This window comes from Silvanigrella paludirubra (assembly GCF_009208775.1).
In the GTDB taxonomy this organism is placed as follows: domain Bacteria; phylum Bdellovibrionota_B; class Oligoflexia; order Silvanigrellales; family Silvanigrellaceae; genus Silvanigrella; species Silvanigrella paludirubra.
This window is the reverse complement of record NZ_WFLM01000005.1, coordinates 3,168-19,945: the sequence shown is the minus strand read 5'-3', so window position 1 is coordinate 19,945 and position 16,778 is coordinate 3,168. Positions and strand designations below refer to the sequence as shown.

Genomic DNA, 16,778 nt, shown 5'->3' with positions numbered 1-16,778 from the left:
CTTTTTACTATAATTTAATTACTTGGTTTTTTTGCATTGCTCGCATTTTGGTTGTTGCTATTTTGTGTTTTTCCACCGCCAGATTTATTTTCTTTTCCATCTTCTGCAGGAGGATCCATAATTGTAGCTGAGTCTAATAATTGTTTTGCTTGAGCTGTTTCAGCATTTAATCTATTTCTATCTTTTTTGAGTCTATCCGCTTCTTCTGTTAATGCTTTTTGTTGATCTTTTAATGCTTTTTGTTGTGTATCTAATTCTTTCTTTTGGCCATCAAGAGACGCAATTGCTGAATTAAGATCGGGTGCAAATCCAGAAACCTTTCTTGACGTTGTAATATCCCAACCTGCAGATGAATAGTCAGATGCTGCTCCATTTATGACGCTATTAACAGCTACTTGAGTAAGATCTTTTGCATCCACTTCAAATTTATTTAAGCTTCTTTGAGGCATTTTTGCCATAACCATAATTGATCTTTGTTCACCTGATTCATTTACATAGGTTTTAGTGCCTCTTAAATAAACATCACCACCAGGTTCAAATCCAACAATTTCAAATTTCAAAGATTTAACAGGATCAAATTTTTGTCCAGTTGTTCCATTAGCACTTTGTTCTGTGGAAGGTTTGTACTGAAGATCGTCAGGAATTGTTACTGTAATCACTTCACCTGTTCTTGTTGGTTGATATTCAGTTGCTAGAGATTTTGGTTGCGAAGAGTCTGCCCAAATACTTCCCGATGGCGATCCTGGTTCTTTATGTTTTATTTGAAGACTTTCTCTTTTTATAAATAAACGTTCTTGCTCTTTCTGACTTTCGGAACGCTCATTTTTATCTTGTCTCATTATATTTTGATCTGTCATTTCATTTAATTTTGGGATTGGTAAAGGATTATTTACTGCATTTGGGGAAGTCACTTGAGCATGAGCACGGCAACTTGTAAAAAAGATAACTAAGGCAATAAATACAAAACAAATTGTTAAACGTACAACAATTTTTTTAGAAGTAGGTTCAGGAATATTATCGAGTGCATGTGATACCTTTTTTCCTGTGCTGTTTCCTTTGTCAAATGCGTATTCAACAGAATTAAGGTACTTTTCTACTATTGAAAATTTTTCATTCTTTTTTGATTTTGTTTCTCTTTCTTCTAGGAATTTATTTACTCTTTTTGTTTCATAATGTAACTTGTTTTTGATTGACTCTACATATCCATCTTCTTCTTGGAGATTAATCTCATCTAAAACTTGTTTATATTTTGTATACTTACTATTTGGTTGCATATTCAACCTCACCAGGAGCTATTACGATTCCTTCAATAATCCCTGTTGGATGCAAAACAGAACTCTTATCGAACCAGTCGCTTATTTGAACACGAATTGTTTCTCCTCGTCCAGCATTTGAAAGAGATTTTCCAAATGTTTGAATGATTAAAGAACGATTCGGAGAATAAGTTACTTTTGTTTTTTCACCAGCATGGATTAGAATTTCTTGGGAAAGCCATTTAGGATCGATTTCTTGGCCAACACGGATTTGATTTGAAGATTTTTTATTTTTGAAATTTAAAATTGAATTTTCTGCTTCTTTGTTACTTAAGTAAAAATGATTCGGATTGCATTTAGATTCTTCTGTTGAGCACGAAAGAACATCTATATCTTTTTCATTTAAAATTGAATTTATTGATATGTTTTGCTTGGCTGCAAGATAATATATTTTTTTCTTTTCAATGAGTTGGATTTTCCAGGTGATTTTACTATTAGAGTCATTTTTAATATCAAAAATATACTCTGAGCTAAAATTACTTTTGTTTCTTTTAATAGTAGATGGAATTATTTCATTAAAAGATAAGTTTGGTAAATTACATTGTATGCAATGTGCTATAAAAAGATTATCGTTATTTGAGTCTATTATTTTGTCAATTACAATGGTATCGTTTTGTTTATTTAATTTTATAATTTGAACTATAAAATCCTTTTGAATTTCAGCAATACCTTCATCCTTGGAAAGGTCTTTATATTCGACATAAACTTGTGGAGGAGAAAGTATCATCTAAATATCCCATTATTTCATTTGATTTGTTGATGCGAGCATTTCATCGCCCGTTTTAATCACTTTACTATTTAATTCATATGCTCTTTGTCCAACAATAAGTTGTACCATTTCTTCAACAATATTAACGTTACTTGTTTCAAGTTCACCTTGGTCTATGTTTCCTAATCCATTTTCTCCTGGAATTGAAACAATAGGCTCTCCAGATGCAGGTGTTACTGTATACAAGTTTCGCCCCATAGAATTGAGACCCGCTGGATTTATAAAATTGGCAAGTTGGATTTGACCTAAATTTCGTGGCTCTTGTTCTCCGCTTACTTTAGCTGTAACAATACCATCTATACCAATGTTTAAATGCAATGTATTTTGTGGAATTACAATTTCAGGTATCAAAGGTAATCCTTCTGAGGTAACAATTCTTCCATCAGCACTTCTGCGGAATGTTCCGTCTCTGGAATAGCCTATTGTTCCATCTGGCAACTGAATTCGGAAAAATCCTTTTCCCATGATTGCCATGTCTGTATCTTTATTTGTTATCTTAATTGCGCCTTCATCAAATGATTTTTCTACTGAAACGATTTTTGAACCATTTCCAATTTGAATACCACTTGGCGCAATCACTCCTGTTGTTGTTTGCAAACCAGGTGCTCTAATATTTTGATAAAGTAAATCATGAAAATAAGCTCTACTGGCTTTAAAACCTATTGTGTTCACGTTTGCCATATTGTTTGACAATGTATCAATAAGCCTCTGCTGTGAATCCATACCTGTTGCGGCTGTGTTTAAACTACGCAGCATAAAAGCCTCCTTTTTCGATCCTTCAAAAGAATTTTGAATTCTTATTGAAGGATAATTTGTTTTAGTCTGAAAGTTATGTGAAAACATTGCAGCTATCTGAAATGCTGTAGGAAAATTTGAAGCAAGGAGACTTATGTATGTTTCAAGAACGTGCTGAAAATATAAAAAGTTTTGATGGAAATGAACTTTTCTTTCGTGTTTATACACCCGCCAAAAAAGATTTTTCTGAGTCAAAATTAGATGGGGTTGTTCTTGCCGTGCATGGATTTGGTGAACATAGTGGCAGATATCCACATGTTGCTAAAGCTGTATGTGCAAAAAATCTTGCCTTCGCTATTTTTGACATTAGAGGCCATGGAAAGTCAGGGCCATCACGTGGTGACGCAGAAAATTTACATGCTATGGTTTTAGATGTGATATTTATGACAAATCATGTAAAACAATTGCTTGGCTTAACGAAACAAAAAAATTCATTTTTTGGATTAATGGGACATAGTTTTGGTTCTTTACTTGTTACTTATGCTGCAGCTCATTTAGCAGATTCTTGTCCCCCCATATTTTTAAGCTCACCTTGTTATGGTGTGAAACAATCTATTCCAGCTTGGAAGCGCTTTTTAGCTGATAAAGTAGCAAAGTTTCTTCCGCAAATTGTCGCTCCCATAGGAATTCCACCAGAAAATCTTTCAAATAATGATGAAAATAATAATGCAGCACGCGAAGATTCTCTTATATTAAAAATGATTACAGCAAGAATGGGGAATACTTTTTTGGGTGCTGTTGAAGAAAAAAAGATCATCCAAGCAATTCGTTTAATAAGTGCTCCCGTTACAATTGTAGCGGCTGCTGATGACAAACTTGTTCGTTTGGACGTGACGAAAAAGTGCGTGCCTTATTTCTCTCATAATGATAGCACTTTCAAAGTGATTCAGGGGGCTGGGCATGAAATCTTCAATGAAACGGAGCAATTTCGCTCTCAAGCTCTATCTGATTTAATCCAATGGACAGAAAAAAGAAATTGAAAAAAGAAATGGAAATTAGGAAATGATCCGGATCGAAAATTTAAGCAAAGCTTATGGAAAGAAAGTACTTTTTCAAAACTCGTCATATCATTTTCCAGATGGAGAAAGAGTGGCTTTAGTAGGACCAAATGGGGCAGGAAAGTCCACTTTATTAAACATTATTTGTGCGATTGAAGAAGCAGATTCGGGTCAAATCTTAAAACCAGCAAAAGTGAATTTGGGGTATTTACCTCAGGAACCCAATTCAAACCCAAAGCCAACTATTCTAGAAGAGTGTGTTGATGGGGCTTTAAAATTAAAAGAATTAAAACGCCAATTAGATGATATTCTTGTTGAAATGGAAACTAATTACAACGAAGAAGTTCATAAAAAATTTGAAAAAATTGAAGATGCTTTTCGAGAAGCTGGTGGATATGCTCTTGAGGCACGTGCTAAAGGAATATTAGTTGGTTTAGGATTTTTAGGTTCTCAATTAAATAAACATCCGAAACAGCTTTCGGGTGGATGGCGTATGCGTCTAGAACTTGCGAGAGTTTTTTTAAACGATCCCGACTTTTTAGTTTTAGATGAGCCTACAAACCATCTCGATCTTCCTAGTTTAATTTGGGTTGAAAAATTCTTACAAAGCTTTAAAGGAACACTTTTATTTGTTTCTCATGATAGAGCTTTATTAAACAGATTATCAACAATAACTTTGCATTTATTTAATGGAAAATTTACGCCATATAAAGGTAACTTTGATTCATTTTTAGAACAAAGAGAACAACGCCTTGAATTAGAAACAGCTGCTTATGAAAGGCATAAAAAACGTGCCGATGAAATTCAACGTTTCGTTGATCGCTTTAAAGCAAAAGCATCTAAAGCAAAACAAGCGCAAAGTAGAATGAAAATGCTTGATCGTATGAAAGAGCTTGAAGGTAGCTTTGATATTGATGACTCCGTTGACGAAATTTCGTTCACTTTACCTAAGGTAACGGCTAGTGGTAAGGAAGTTTTAAAAATTGAAGCTATGAGTATTGGTTATAATTCAATTCTTTCTAAAGACATTAAATTAAATGTTTTAAGAGGACAAAAAATTGCAATTATTGGACCAAACGGAATAGGAAAATCAACTTTCTTAAAGACAATTGCAAGTAAAATAAACGCTATTAATGGTGGTTTTGAACTAGGTCACAATGTTTCTTTAGCATTTTTTGCTCAGGATCAATTAGATATTTTAGATGAAAAGAAAACTATTCTTGATAATGTTATGGGTATTTCGGATGATGTTGGCGAAAAAAGAGCAAGAAATTTATTAGGAAGCTTTTTATTTCGAGGAGATGATGTTTTTAAAAATGTAGGTGTACTTTCTGGAGGAGAAAAAAGCCGTGTTGGTTTAGCTTGTTTACTTTTACAACAAGCAAATTTTCTTTTATTAGATGAGCCTACAAACCACTTAGATATGTCTAGTGCTGAAATTTTAGCAAGCGCCATTGAAGAATATGAAGGTACTGTATTATTTGTAAGTCACGATAGAAGTTTTATTGATTCAATTTGTACACACGTATTTGCTATGACTAACGATGGTCGTTTTGCTTTATTTGAAGGTAAACTTGATGATTACGAACGACTTGCCCCACTGTCTGGTTTTCCTGATATTTTAAGTCCAGATAGAAGTATGGAAATGGCTAAGCTTACGGAAGAATCTCAAATTCAAAATGAAAAGCCAGCAGAAATTCTAAGGGAACAACAACAGGACAATAAACGTGAAAAACAAAAGTTAGAACGCTCAAAGGAAAAAATTGAATCTGAGATCTTAGAATTAAATGAGAAAATAAAACATCTTGAAGCTAGATTAGAAAAAGAAGATCCAAGTAATTATAAAAAAATTGAAGAACTCGATAAAGAACTTAAAAAGTATAAAAATAAATTATTAGCTAATGAAGAAATTTGGTTAGAAATTGAATCTCAAATTTTAAAACTTACTTAACTCTTTCTTAGTAAATTGAATTTTATTTTTAAAGAAGAGAATTTTTAAAGTTGAGAAAAAAATTTGTAAGTATTAAGGTGATCTAAGATGTGTTAATGAGCCTGTGTTTTTATTATTCTTAACTGGTATCGTTAACCTTAATAGAGGCGCGCTATGAGTGAATTTAAATATCCTGACCCAAATAATTTATATCCAATTAATAATGTTAAACGAACTATTTATCTTAAAAATATCATAAAAAATCCAAATATAATTGTTGGTGATTATACTTATTATGATGACCCAGAGGATATTTATAACTTTGAAAAAAATGTCCTTTATCACTTTGAATTTATGGGTGATAAACTTGTCATTGGAAATTTTTGTCAAATAGCAACTGGCGTTCGTTTTATTATGAATGGATCAAACCATGCTATGGAAGGTATTTCTACTTATCCTTTTAAAGTATTTGGAGGTATTTGGGCAAAAAAAGATCCTATGAATGTTGTGAGCAAAGGTGATACTGTAATTGGAAATGATGTTTGGATCGGAAATAGTGTTACTATTATGCAAGGAATAAAAATAGGTGATGGAGCCATTATTGGAACAAACAGTCTTGTTACTAAAAATGTAGAGCCTTACAGCATTGTAGGTGGTAATCCTGCTAAAGAAATTCGTAAAAGATTTAGCGAAGAAACGATTCAATTTTTGCTTGAATTAAAATGGTGGGATTGGGATGTAGAAAAAATTAGTGATCATCTTAATTTAATCACTAGTGGTGACATTAATGCATTAAAAGAAATTTTTATGAACCAAAAAAATAAATTTTAAAATGGTTTGATTAAAAATTTTCAGAGTATATTTTAGAAAACTATGCTGCATCTTTATCGTATTTGCAAATTAAAAAAGTAACATCATCATCTGGTTTTTTATTAGAGATAAATTCTCTAAAGTCATTAATGATATTATCTTTTATTTCTGTTGCCTCACTATCTGAATATTTTTGTAGTGCATTTTTTAATCTTTTTTCGCTAAACTCTTCACCACTTGAATTGATAGCCTCAATCAAACCGTCAGAGAAAATAAATAAAATATCTCCCGATTCTAATTTAATTTGTTTTTGTTTATAGCCATAAGAAGCTTCATTATTATCAGAAAGTAACTCATATCCAAGTGGTCTTCCTTGTGCAACTAATTTCTCTACAACTTTTTTATCGTTTTTCCTTTTAATCATCATAGGAAAATTGTGTGCTGCATTTGAAAAATCAATCACTCCATTATTCGGATCTAATATTGCAGCAAACATTGTCATTACTTTATTTCCATCTCCACTTTGCCTAACAACAGAGTCTAGCTGACTTAATATATCATTAGCTGTAATATTGGGTTGAATATGAATGGAATCACAATATCCTTTTACAACAGCGGTTAAAATGGCACTTGCTGTTCCGTGACCAGTGACATCTCCTAATAAAAGAAGCAATTTATTATTAGGAAGAATATAATAATTCCACCAATCACCAGCGCATTCAGTAGCCGCTTCAAAGTGATTTGCAATTTCAAAATTACCTACTTTTCGATATTCAAATTTTGGCATGAGATTATTTTGAACAAGTCGAGCGGTTTCTTGCTCGCTAACTAGTCTTTGTTGTTCTTTTTGTTCTGCGACAAAATGAATATTATCTAATGCGTTTGTGATACTAATTTGTAAAGCTAAAATAGCATTATAAATAGATTGTGCAGCTGTAAATGAATACATATGAGCGCTTCTTAAATCATCAATTTGCAAGACAATACAATTTTTTCCAGAACTATCTTTAATAAGAAAACGCTTTTTATTTGGTGGTTCATTTAATTCTTCTGAAACTTTAATGAAATTTCTATCACCTGCTTTTAGCATTTCGTGATATCCTTCTGCTTGTGTAGAACCAAGCATAGAATAAATGACAAAAAACTCTGTATGAATGTTAATTTTAGAGATCTTATTTAAAGAGTCTGATACTTGTATTGCCATATCACTAATATCAAACTTACTAGAAATTTTAATTCCTTCTTCAGCAAGTAATTTTAAATTTTCTTGATTGACTTCAATTTGTGTTATCATCATATTAAAGTTTCGAACAAGATCAACCATTTCGTCTTTACTTCTTTTTGGTTCATCAATTTTTGTAAAGTTACCTTTAGTAATATTGATACTTGCTTGGCTTAATTTTAGAATACTATTTATTAAAGACTTTCTTAATAATAAGCCTATAGAAACAACTAGCATAACAGTAATGCAAACGGCTAGAACAATTACACCACGAATCATAGATTGAACAGCAACAGCAATGTTATCAGTTGAATAGTCTAAAACAAAGTAACCTATTACCGATGAATTTGAACTTGTTCCTTTTTTGTGTTGCATTGCCCCTATAATTCTTGAAGTATCTTTTAATATATTATCTTGATAAATAAAGAAATCTTCATTAGTTAACGATTTTTTGTCTAACTGGTCTTTAAAATCTGGGGTTATGATATTTGTAGACTCTGTTACTTTATTGTCTTTAATGTTTGATATTTTACCAGTCAATTTGTCTTTATAAAGATATGTAACTAAAACCGAATCAGCGTCGTAGATATATATTTTATTTGCATAATTATTTTCGATAATATTTGATAATGTTTCTTTTATTCCTGTAATATCAAATTCCCAAAGATAACGTGTAATTGTTGGTAAAAATAATGAGTAAATTAATTTGTGCGACCGAAAAGCCTCTTCTTCAAGGTTTTTCTGTAGCATATATATAGCTAAACTTGTAAACATGATCATTACAACTACAATAGATGCAAGTAACCATGATAGAATTTTTGCCGTTAGCCTCATAATCTCTCCGAGTAAACCATTAAATTAGATATTGTGTATTTAAGCCGCAATATCTGGTGGTGTCGGGTCATCATCTGGTAAAAAATCATCTTTAATAGATTGGTTGTATTGATCTAAATTAGAAACTTGTTCCCATTTATACAAAACCCCCGCTCTGCCTTGAAACCAAAACTGTAATCCTACGGATGTAAACGTATACTTATCAAAAGCAATGACTTTTGTTGTTTCGTTAGCTAAAGTTAAAATTACTTTATTGCCAGATAATTTAATTTTTAAAACCCTTTCGTGTTTTGTTCCTTCAAGCCATAATAAAGTGCATTTTGAAGTTACAAGTTCTCTTAATTTTTTCTGCAACGTAAAAAAAATCATAAAAAAGCCTCCATGGCATTTTCAGGAACACGTCTTGGATTCCTAAGGCGGAAAGAATTTTTGAGATTCAATCCTGCTTCCTGAAGATTTCGGAAAAACGGGTTTTCTATTAATGGAGTAAAATTTTCCTATGGTGAGAACTTGGATAAATTTTTTAATATTGAATTTTTAAAGAAGTTAAAATTAAAATTTGAATTATATTTCTATAGAAAGTTTAGCATTATAAATTGTTTGAAATGATGATATTTGGGCTTCAAAATCCAAACCAATTAGCGCAATTGCTTGAACTCCTATAATGGCGTAGGTTTCAGACCAATTTGCACTTTTTGATAATGTTTGATTCGATAAAGTACCAGTTAATGAAATAGATGTGTTTGCGTTTGACCAATTATTTCCAACTCCTACATAAGGTTTTATAATTGGTAAAGGAATACCTAATAATAGTTCAGCATTACTTGAGTTTGCACTCATAGGACTAAATCCTGAAATTTGGGTATAACCTCCGCGTACTGCTAATGTAATGGGAACTACTTTGGGATTAGCGTAAACATATTGTGCTGCAAGTCCATAAAGTTCTATTGAGCTTTGTGGAATTTTTGCATAATTAACAGCAAAATCAATTCCAAATGGAACTCCAACTTTTCCAATAAATCTTGGAATTAAAACTGTTGAAGGAAAGTTATTTGCGGAATCCGTATATTTATTAATAATGTCGATGGTAGATTGTGGAATAGATAAATAACTTAACCCGCCACCTAAAGAAATACCTAATGGTACAATTTTACCTGCTGATGGAGTGGGTGAAGACATAAATTGAAAACGGGTTGGATTAATAATCGTTTTAGCTAATGTTTTATAATCATCATCTGAAATTTGTGAAGTAAAATTAAAATTCATATTGGTATCAGCATTTGCATTTGTCAATATGGCGATTGATGTAATACCAAAAAATGATTTAATTATATGTGAATATTTTTTAATTCTATAATAAAATTGCATTTTATTCCTTTCAAAAAAACAATTTTATTAATATTATAGTGGAATAATTTTATCAAGTGTTTCTTTAAGTAATTGAGTTGCAATTGGTTTTGTTAAGAAAGCTTTTGAATACTTAGCTAAAATATCGAGTATTGGTTTTGAAATGTCATCTTCACTTGCTCCTGTTATAAAAATAAAAGGAATTTTTGGAGCATTAATACTTAAGGTTTTTAAGAGATCTAATCCACTTTCTTGTCCTAAAAAAAGATCCGAAATAATTAAATCAATATGTTTTGAATCTAATATTTTGTTAGCTTCCGCAATATTTTCTGCCACACTGACTGCATAGCCCATCTTGTTAATTTTCAGACTTAATATTGTTCTTAAATCTTTTTCATCATCTAATATTAAGACATTTTTTACTGCTTTATCTTGTTGTTTCATTTTTAAAATATGTAATGGTTGTGGAATTTGATTTCCCGTTGATTCAGAAACAGATAAATTTATATCTCCACACGGAATTGTTATACTAAATATAACTCCGTTATATGCTGTTTTTGCACAGTTAACTTCAGCAGAAATTCTCTTTGCAATTTTGGATGTATAGTGAAAAACGTAAGCTAAATCTGGTTGCGGTGTTTGAGTTGAATATTGAAGAGTTGTGGGGTCAAACTTTACTGTTCCGTTAGGTTCTAACCAAATATAAATAGTTAAATTATTTTTAAATTTAGGATTATTTGTAGATTTATTTAAATCTATTTTACCAAAACACATAGATTGAACTAAAGTACCAGGTATTTGCCATTCACCTAAAAGTTTCCATAAATGCACCCAAATTTGTTCAAAGATAATTTGGTCAAATTGAACGTTAACACTGGGAATATGTAATGAAGACCAATTTAAAGATTTGGGCGGTTGCTGTGTTAGATCTTGAATGTTTTTAATAACATCTCTAATATTATGTTCTTTAATATTAATTTTTGTTTTTCCTCTAAGAGATCTAATTCTATTAATAATTCCAGTCATATGAGATGTGTTATAAATTAATTTTTCTTGTATTGTCTTTAAGTCGCTTTTTAATTGTGGAGTTGTATCAGGTATTTGCTGATTGATATCCTCTAGCATTTCTGTATAACCATGAACTTTTGCAAGCGCGTTCATAAGTTCATGAAAACTCCAAACACTTAATTGGCCAATTGAAGTTAAAAGTGAATGAAAGGTGTCATCATCTTCCTTTGAAACTTCTGTTTCTTGCGGTGATTCTTCTTTTAAAACATTTTTAATAAGATCTTTTAAAACAGTTATATTTTCTTTAACATTTTTTTTAATTTCTTCAGTAATAGAAAGGTTTTGAAGTCTAATATGATCAAATTCTGAATCTAATTTTGACGTAATAAAATCAGAAATATGATTTTGGTGGCATGTTGAAGCAAAAGATTTTATAGCAGAAGTCGATCTAGCAATGGCATCAAAAAGTTCAGGTCTGGCACCCTCTTTTAGGAGAACCGTGGCAACTCCATTTAATTCTTGCACCTTTTGGGTTGCATTTTTAATAAAAGCTAAAAGAATTTCTTTATCTGTTACTGTATTAGTCATTTAATTAGACTCCTTCTTGAAAACAAGCAGATATCTAATTATAACTCTATTTTCTGTTTATTTATGTGCCAATTTTACGTGTAGAGCAATTTGCTATTTCTCCGGATTCAATCCCGCTGTTTTCCAATGAGCCAGCTGCTAAATGCCGTGAACGAAACATGGTAAATGGGTATGTTTCTTTATTTGCCTTTGGTGCATATCCAACAATTGATTTACAAAAAAATGATTTCAAGAATCTTTCAACTTTGACGAATTCATTTTTTGCTTCTTCTGAAAAGGTACAGTTAACACAATTAAAGATAACACTATATGGTGTGTGCCAAAGCATGAGAATATTTTGAAGCTTAGATTTAAGGATAGCAATATCTTCTTTTGTTGTAAAATCAGTGTCACTAATAAATGTAATTTCCATAACATGTGCATTAAAATCATTATCAATTTGAATTTTACTTCTTAAATCGGTAATATTTTTTTCAAATCCTTTACCTCTAGCAAGACCAGTTTGTGCAGAAGCATTATCAATTCCAATTACTGTCTCAAATTTTACATTTACTTTTTCAGAATTTTCATCACAAAAACCAATTATTTTTCTCATAAAAAAGTTTTTAAAAAAATGAATCAATTTTTCAAACGAAGGTTCGAGGTCGGGAGAAATATAAAAATCTCTTAAATCAAAAAGGCATGTATAGGGAGAATGCCAAGATTTCAAATTCTTTGTCCAAGCATTTTTAATTTCTAATAGATCTTGTTCGCTATTTACTTTATATCCATTTGGAAAAACAATAACTACAACTCTTGCTGAAAAATGATTTTCAAATTCAATCTTATTTTTATTTGTACTATCGGTTTCAATATCTAGAGGCATTTTATCACTCCGCAGGTTTTATTGCCTGTAATTCTTTAGAAAGATGCAACTAACTATGAAAAAAGTGATTTTGCATCGAACATTTTCTAACATACAATAAGGGCTTGACTGAGGCGAGAGATAAAATCTATTGCTATTCATGTTTTTTAGTTTAAGGAAAAACATTATGAAGTCTCTTTTTTTATTTTTTACACAATCTGAGATGGGTGCGCCAGACTATTTAAGTCGGACTGGTGAGCAAGGTGCTGAAACTCTTGCGGAAACAATAATTTCATTTTTATCTGAAAGTCTAAAAATTCGTATTTTAGATAATTTTGAAGCTAGAGCCCAATCTTTAAATGAAGATGTACTTTGGCGTTCATTTAAAGAACAAAGCTCTTTCCAAAAAGCGGTCGCTGCATCTTTATCTCTTTATTCTGAAGTCCTCTTATTATCTGGTAGCGACGTTAGAAGCATGAAAACTTGTGAAGTATTAGCAAAAAGTCTTGCTCTTCCTATTTGTGTTGAAAATCGCTTTGATAAACATAAAAAATCAGAACCTCAATTAGGAACGTTAAATGATGCTATGAGTACTCTTTTTGAAAATATTCAGGAAGAAAATTGTCCAAAAGTTTTTCTTATAGCAACCTCTATTGAATCTTTAATTGAATGGGTTCAAGAAAAAAAAGTAGCTGATTACACGGATTATTTTGAAAAAATAATCCACTTATCCTCTGAAAATAATGTTATTCCAACCGTATTTGTTTCTGGATTAGAAAAAGAAAATAATGAGTTTAAATGGATTTTTGATTTGCCTAAAGAAACAAATTAATGGCGGGTGATTTTTAAAATTCCAATATTAAGATCTTTTTTCTCAGATTTTCCTTTAGCAAGACTTAATATATTTTGGGCCAATCCAGTAAATTGTTCCATCCCCATATTTTGTTGCTGTGCAGAAATTCCTTTTGGCATATTGCTGCTTTCTTTTTTCATTTTTCTAAGCATAAAACGGACTGCAATTATGGCATATATTCTTGGAATTAAAAAATGAGTATCCTTAGGAGTACTGTTTAACATTTTATTCATTTCATCTAAAATATGTTTTGGAACGTTACGTTCAAATCCACGAGGTGTTAATTTTTTCCAGTCTATTTCCATCCAAAATCCAGAACCATTTAATTTTTCTGGTGTGATGAATTTATTTGATAAATATTTAATTAATAATAGTGGAATAAAAGCTGCTAATCCATAGTATGAGTTTGTTCCAAATCCAAAAATTAATGAGATAACAGAATAAACTATGTAATCAGCAGTAGCAAGATTAAAAGCTAATTTAGGTACTTTTTGGTAAAACTGTAACAGAATATATACGATTGCTGTTAGAGATCCTATAACAAAAAATAATATGCGAAAAATAAGAATTACGATTTCCATATTCCAACCAAGTTAAAAGTTAATTTAAGTAAAACTCTATAAACATCAAAAAAGAATAATGTAAATTATACTTTATAATGCTTTTCCTTTGGGGCGAATCCCTGCATTGATATAAATGAGCTTGAAAATTTATGCAACAGTCCCCTGCTTTGGCTTATTTAATGAATGAAATAATCTTCTTTCTTAAGAAAGCCAGGCTTTGGCGCTTGTTTAAAAATATTTCTGCAAAGTTCTAAAGCTCCTTCTGCAAATAATTTTCTGGTATGAGCCGTATGTTTCAATTCTAAAGCTTCAGAGTCGCTGCTAAGATATAGAATATGCTCGCCTACAACTTTTCCAACTCGAACAGAGCTAATTTGATTTTTATGGATATGAGCACTTTCAGCAAGTGTTATAGCTGTTCCACTTGGAGCATCTTTCTTCTTTGTATGATGAATTTCACTCATTGCTAAGTCAAAACCTAATGCCCTAGCTAGCTCAGCAACACTTATCCCTTTTGTTGTTTTAGCCTTTAATAACTCTTCAAAAAGAAAAACGCCTTTTGAAAAATTAGAGACAAGACAAATAGGAACTTTTTTAGAAGATTTATAAAGGAGATCTTTTTGATGTTCATCATGCCCCGTTGTTCCTACAACTACACCACGTACTTTACGTAAGTCTTCAATGCTTAAGTCATTTATAATATTGCATAAACTTGTCGTTCCTGTAGGTAAGCTGACATCCAAAATGATTATGTCGTCTTGAATATTCTTTAACAATTCAGAGAAGTTATTTATGTTTTTTAGATCTTCTCTTGAGATCTGTGTAAAAGGGACGGATTGTTCTTTAAAAAGTTCTTTCGCAAGGGTTCCCAATCTTCCCGATGTTCCAATAAGTCCTATATGCATAAAAAATCCTTAATAATTAAGATATTCGCGATCAGTCAGAAAGATATAACTTTTGTTTTGAAATGAAAAGCATCTTTGTTGTGCAGTTATAAGTATTTGAAAATATATAATAATATTTTTTTATTAAAAAATATTTTAAAAAATTTGACAAAAGTTTTTGGTTTCTGTAGCTACTTCATTCACCAGCAGGGAAAAAAAGTTCGAAAGAACTTAATAACCCGATAATACTGGTTAAGTTATTTGACAAGAGAAGAAAGCAAAAACAGAGTGCGGTTCCATGGTTTTAAGTAGATTTTCTCGCGAGAGGAAATGGAAAGAAATCAGGTTCCGTAAAAAGAACCGTCAAGATAGTAAAAAAAGCGGATGGGTAGAAATACTTATCTGTAAGTAAATTAGAGCTAAGAGTTTGATCCTGGCTCAGAACGAACGCTGGCGGCGTGCCTAACACATGCAAGTCGAACGGAGGTAGCAATACCTTAGTGGCGCACGGGTGAGTAATGCATGGGAATCTGCCTTTTGGAGGGGGATAACTACGGGAAACTGTAGCTAAGACCGCGTAAGCAGCAGCGATGCTGGAAATGCCGGGACCGCAAGGCCGGCAGCCGAAAGATGAGCCCATGTTCCATTAGCTAGTTGGCGGGGTAACGGCCCACCAAGGCGAAGATGGATAGCTGGTCTGAGAGGACGATCAGCCACACTGGGACTGAGACACGGCCCAGACTCCTACGGGAGGCAGCAGTGGGGAATATTGCGCAATGGGGGAAACCCTGACGCAGCAACGCCGCGTGAGTGAAGAAGGCCTTCGGGTTGTAAAGCTCTTTCGGTTGGGAAGAAGGGTTATTGTTTTAATAAAGCAGTAATTTGATGGTACCAAAAGAAGAAGCACCGGCAAACTTCGTGCCAGCAGCCGCGGTAATACGAAGGGTGCGAGCGTTGTTCGGAATTACTGGGCGTAAAGGGTTCGTAGGCGGGAATGCAAGTCAAGTGTGAAATCCCCAGGCTTAACCTGGGACGTGCATTTGAGACTGTGTTTCTTGAGTTTCGGAGAGGGTGGTGGAATTGCTGGTGTAGGAGTGACATCCGTAGAGATCAGCAGGAACACCGGAGGCGAAGGCGACCACCTGGCCGAATACTGACGCTGAGGAACGAAAGCGTGGGGAGCAAACAGGATTAGATACCCTGGTAGTCCACGCCGTAAACGATGATAACTAGGTGTTGGGGGAGTTGACCCCTCCAGTACCGTAGCCCACGCGCTAAGTTATCCGCCTGGGGAGTACGGTCGCAAGACTAAAACTCAAAGGAATTGACGGGGGCCCGCACAAGAGGTGGAGTATGTGGTTTAATTCGAAGCAACGCGAAGAACCTTACCTGGGTTTGACATACCGTGAAAAGCGCAGAGATGCGTAATAGTAGCAATACACACGGATACAGGTGCTGCATGGCTGTCGTCAGCTCGTGTCGTGAGATGTTGGGTTAAGTCCCGCAACGAGCGCAACCCTTTCCCTTATTTGGCATCATTAAGTTGGCAACTATAGGGGTACTGCCGGTGATAAACCGGAGGAAGGTGGGGATGACGTCAAGTCCTCATGGCCCTTACATCCAGGGCTACACACGTACTACAATGGCCAAGACAAAGCGAAGCTAAGCCGAGAGGTGGAGCCAAACGCAAAAACATGGTCTCAGTTCGGATTGTGGTCTGCAACTCGACCACATGAAGTTGGAATCTCTAGTAATCGCAGATCATCAGGCTGCGGTGAATACGTTCCCGGGCCTTGTACACACCGCCCGTCAAACCACGAAAGTTGCATAAGCCAGAAGCAGGTGGGCTAACCGCAAGGGGGCAGCCTGCCAAGGCTTGTGCGATGATTGGGGTTAAGTCGTAACAAGGTAGCCGTAGGGGAACCTGCGGCTGGATCACCTCCTTTCTAGGAATTTTGAGTCTTCTGTAAAGAAGCTCTATTCTAGGTCAATGGAATCGCACTCTGTTTTTGTAATCTTT

At 33.3% G+C, this 16,778-nt stretch carries 14 protein-coding genes and 1 other annotated feature (1 of these 15 only partly in view); of the genes, 4 read left to right on the top strand and 10 right to left on the bottom strand.

Annotated features, from left to right (window positions below; all coding sequences use genetic code 11):
* Nucleotides 1-14: 14 nt before the first annotated feature.
* Genes GCL60_RS13450 through flgG form a run of 3 tightly spaced genes read right to left on the bottom strand, consistent with a single transcriptional unit; the run spans nt 15 to nt 2,838 of the window.
* Complete coding sequence (locus GCL60_RS13450) at nt 15-1,274, bottom strand: hypothetical protein (RefSeq protein WP_153421193.1); 1,260 nt, start codon at nt 1,272-1,274, stop codon at nt 15-17.
* Nucleotides 1,261-2,040: a flagella basal body P-ring formation protein FlgA gene (locus GCL60_RS13445; RefSeq protein ID WP_153421192.1), complete on the bottom strand. Its 780-nt coding sequence runs from the start codon at nt 2,038-2,040 to the stop codon at nt 1,261-1,263. The genes GCL60_RS13450 and GCL60_RS13445 overlap by 14 nt, the downstream gene beginning before the upstream one ends.
* Before the next feature lie 12 nt (nt 2,041-2,052).
* Nucleotides 2,053-2,838 carry a flagellar basal-body rod protein FlgG gene (flgG, locus tag GCL60_RS13440; RefSeq protein WP_153421191.1) on the bottom strand — a complete coding sequence of 262 codons (786 nt, stop codon included), beginning with the start codon at nt 2,836-2,838 and terminating at the stop codon, nt 2,053-2,055.
* A 137-nt stretch (nt 2,839-2,975) separates the two neighbouring features.
* Between flgG and GCL60_RS13435 the strand changes: the two genes are divergently transcribed.
* The 3 genes from GCL60_RS13435 to GCL60_RS13425 all read left to right on the top strand — a co-directional run bounded on the left by GCL60_RS13435 (nt 2,976) and on the right by GCL60_RS13425 (nt 6,636).
* Entirely contained in the window at nt 2,976-3,857 is an 882-nt protein-coding gene (locus GCL60_RS13435) for an alpha/beta fold hydrolase (protein ID WP_153421190.1), read from the top strand.
* Nucleotides 3,858-3,879: 22 nt separating this feature from the next.
* On the top strand, nt 3,880-5,826 hold the full coding sequence (locus GCL60_RS13430) for an ABC-F family ATP-binding cassette domain-containing protein (protein ID WP_153421189.1): 1,947 nt from the start codon (nt 3,880-3,882) through the stop codon (nt 5,824-5,826).
* A gap of 153 nt (nt 5,827-5,979) precedes the next feature.
* On the top strand, nt 5,980-6,636 hold the full coding sequence (locus GCL60_RS13425) for a CatB-related O-acetyltransferase (RefSeq protein ID WP_153421188.1): 657 nt from the start codon (nt 5,980-5,982) through the stop codon (nt 6,634-6,636).
* Nucleotides 6,637-6,676: 40 nt separating this feature from the next.
* On the opposite strand, the gene GCL60_RS13420 is transcribed toward GCL60_RS13425, so the two are convergent.
* From GCL60_RS13420 to GCL60_RS13400, 5 genes are all read right to left on the bottom strand, one after another.
* Nucleotides 6,677-8,671: a SpoIIE family protein phosphatase gene (locus tag GCL60_RS13420; protein WP_153421187.1), complete on the bottom strand. Its 1,995-nt coding sequence runs from the start codon at nt 8,669-8,671 to the stop codon at nt 6,677-6,679.
* Nucleotides 8,672-8,710: 39 nt separating this feature from the next.
* Nucleotides 8,711-9,040, bottom strand: a complete 330-nt coding sequence (locus tag GCL60_RS13415) for a hypothetical protein (protein WP_153421186.1) — start codon at nt 9,038-9,040, stop codon at nt 8,711-8,713.
* A 195-nt stretch (nt 9,041-9,235) separates the two neighbouring features.
* Complete coding sequence (locus tag GCL60_RS13410; protein ID WP_153421185.1) at nt 9,236-10,039, bottom strand: DUF6588 family protein; 804 nt, start codon at nt 10,037-10,039, stop codon at nt 9,236-9,238.
* Between the two features lie 33 nt (nt 10,040-10,072).
* On the bottom strand, nt 10,073-11,614 hold the full coding sequence (locus GCL60_RS13405; RefSeq protein ID WP_153421184.1) for a response regulator: 1,542 nt from the start codon (nt 11,612-11,614) through the stop codon (nt 10,073-10,075).
* 61 nt (nt 11,615-11,675) lie between these two features.
* A complete protein-coding gene (locus GCL60_RS13400) occupies nt 11,676-12,479 on the bottom strand; it encodes a hypothetical protein (protein ID WP_153421183.1) in 804 nt (267 codons plus the stop codon).
* A 166-nt stretch (nt 12,480-12,645) separates the two neighbouring features.
* Between GCL60_RS13400 and GCL60_RS13395 the strand changes: the two genes are divergently transcribed.
* A complete protein-coding gene (locus GCL60_RS13395; RefSeq protein ID WP_153421182.1) occupies nt 12,646-13,290 on the top strand; it encodes a hypothetical protein in 645 nt (214 codons plus the stop codon).
* On the opposite strand, the gene GCL60_RS13390 is transcribed toward GCL60_RS13395, so the two are convergent.
* A complete protein-coding gene (locus GCL60_RS13390; protein WP_153421181.1) occupies nt 13,287-13,892 on the bottom strand; it encodes a hypothetical protein in 606 nt (201 codons plus the stop codon). The two genes, GCL60_RS13395 and GCL60_RS13390, sit on opposite strands and share 4 nt — an antisense overlap.
* Nucleotides 13,893-14,050: 158 nt before the next feature.
* Nucleotides 14,051-14,779 (bottom strand): 4-hydroxy-tetrahydrodipicolinate reductase, encoded by a 729-nt coding sequence (locus GCL60_RS13385; RefSeq protein ID WP_153421180.1) that lies wholly within the window; start codon nt 14,777-14,779, stop codon nt 14,051-14,053.
* 394 nt (nt 14,780-15,173) lie between these two features.
* Nucleotides 15,174-16,778: a sequence feature (most likely nonfunctional fraction of RNA operon), on the top strand (it continues 2,886 nt past the right edge of the window).

Bases quoted from the DNA above. Each gene is read 5' to 3' on its own strand.
- GCL60_RS13395 (WP_153421182.1), top strand. From the start codon at position 12,646: ATGAAGTCTCTTTTTTTATTTTTTACACAATCTGAGATGGGTGCGCCA.
- GCL60_RS13425 (WP_153421188.1), top strand. From the start codon at position 5,980: ATGAGTGAATTTAAATATCCTGACCCAAATAATTTATATCCAATTAAT.
- GCL60_RS13435 (WP_153421190.1), top strand. From the start codon at position 2,976: ATGTTTCAAGAACGTGCTGAAAATATAAAAAGTTTTGATGGAAATGAA.
- GCL60_RS13405 (WP_153421184.1), bottom strand. From the start codon at position 11,614: ATGACTAATACAGTAACAGATAAAGAAATTCTTTTAGCTTTTATTAAA.
- GCL60_RS13400 (WP_153421183.1), bottom strand. From the start codon at position 12,479: ATGCCTCTAGATATTGAAACCGATAGTACAAATAAAAATAAGATTGAA.
- GCL60_RS13430 (WP_153421189.1), top strand. From the start codon at position 3,880: ATGATCCGGATCGAAAATTTAAGCAAAGCTTATGGAAAGAAAGTACTT.
- GCL60_RS13390 (WP_153421181.1), bottom strand. From the start codon at position 13,892: ATGGAAATCGTAATTCTTATTTTTCGCATATTATTTTTTGTTATAGGA.
- GCL60_RS13420 (WP_153421187.1), bottom strand. From the start codon at position 8,671: ATGAGGCTAACGGCAAAAATTCTATCATGGTTACTTGCATCTATTGTA.
- GCL60_RS13415 (WP_153421186.1), bottom strand. From the start codon at position 9,040: ATGATTTTTTTTACGTTGCAGAAAAAATTAAGAGAACTTGTAACTTCA.
- GCL60_RS13450 (WP_153421193.1), bottom strand. From the start codon at position 1,274: ATGCAACCAAATAGTAAGTATACAAAATATAAACAAGTTTTAGATGAG.
- GCL60_RS13385 (WP_153421180.1), bottom strand. From the start codon at position 14,779: ATGCATATAGGACTTATTGGAACATCGGGAAGATTGGGAACCCTTGCG.
- flgG (WP_153421191.1), bottom strand. From the start codon at position 2,838: ATGCTGCGTAGTTTAAACACAGCCGCAACAGGTATGGATTCACAGCAG.
- GCL60_RS13410 (WP_153421185.1), bottom strand. From the start codon at position 10,039: ATGCAATTTTATTATAGAATTAAAAAATATTCACATATAATTAAATCA.
- GCL60_RS13445 (WP_153421192.1), bottom strand. From the start codon at position 2,040: ATGATACTTTCTCCTCCACAAGTTTATGTCGAATATAAAGACCTTTCC.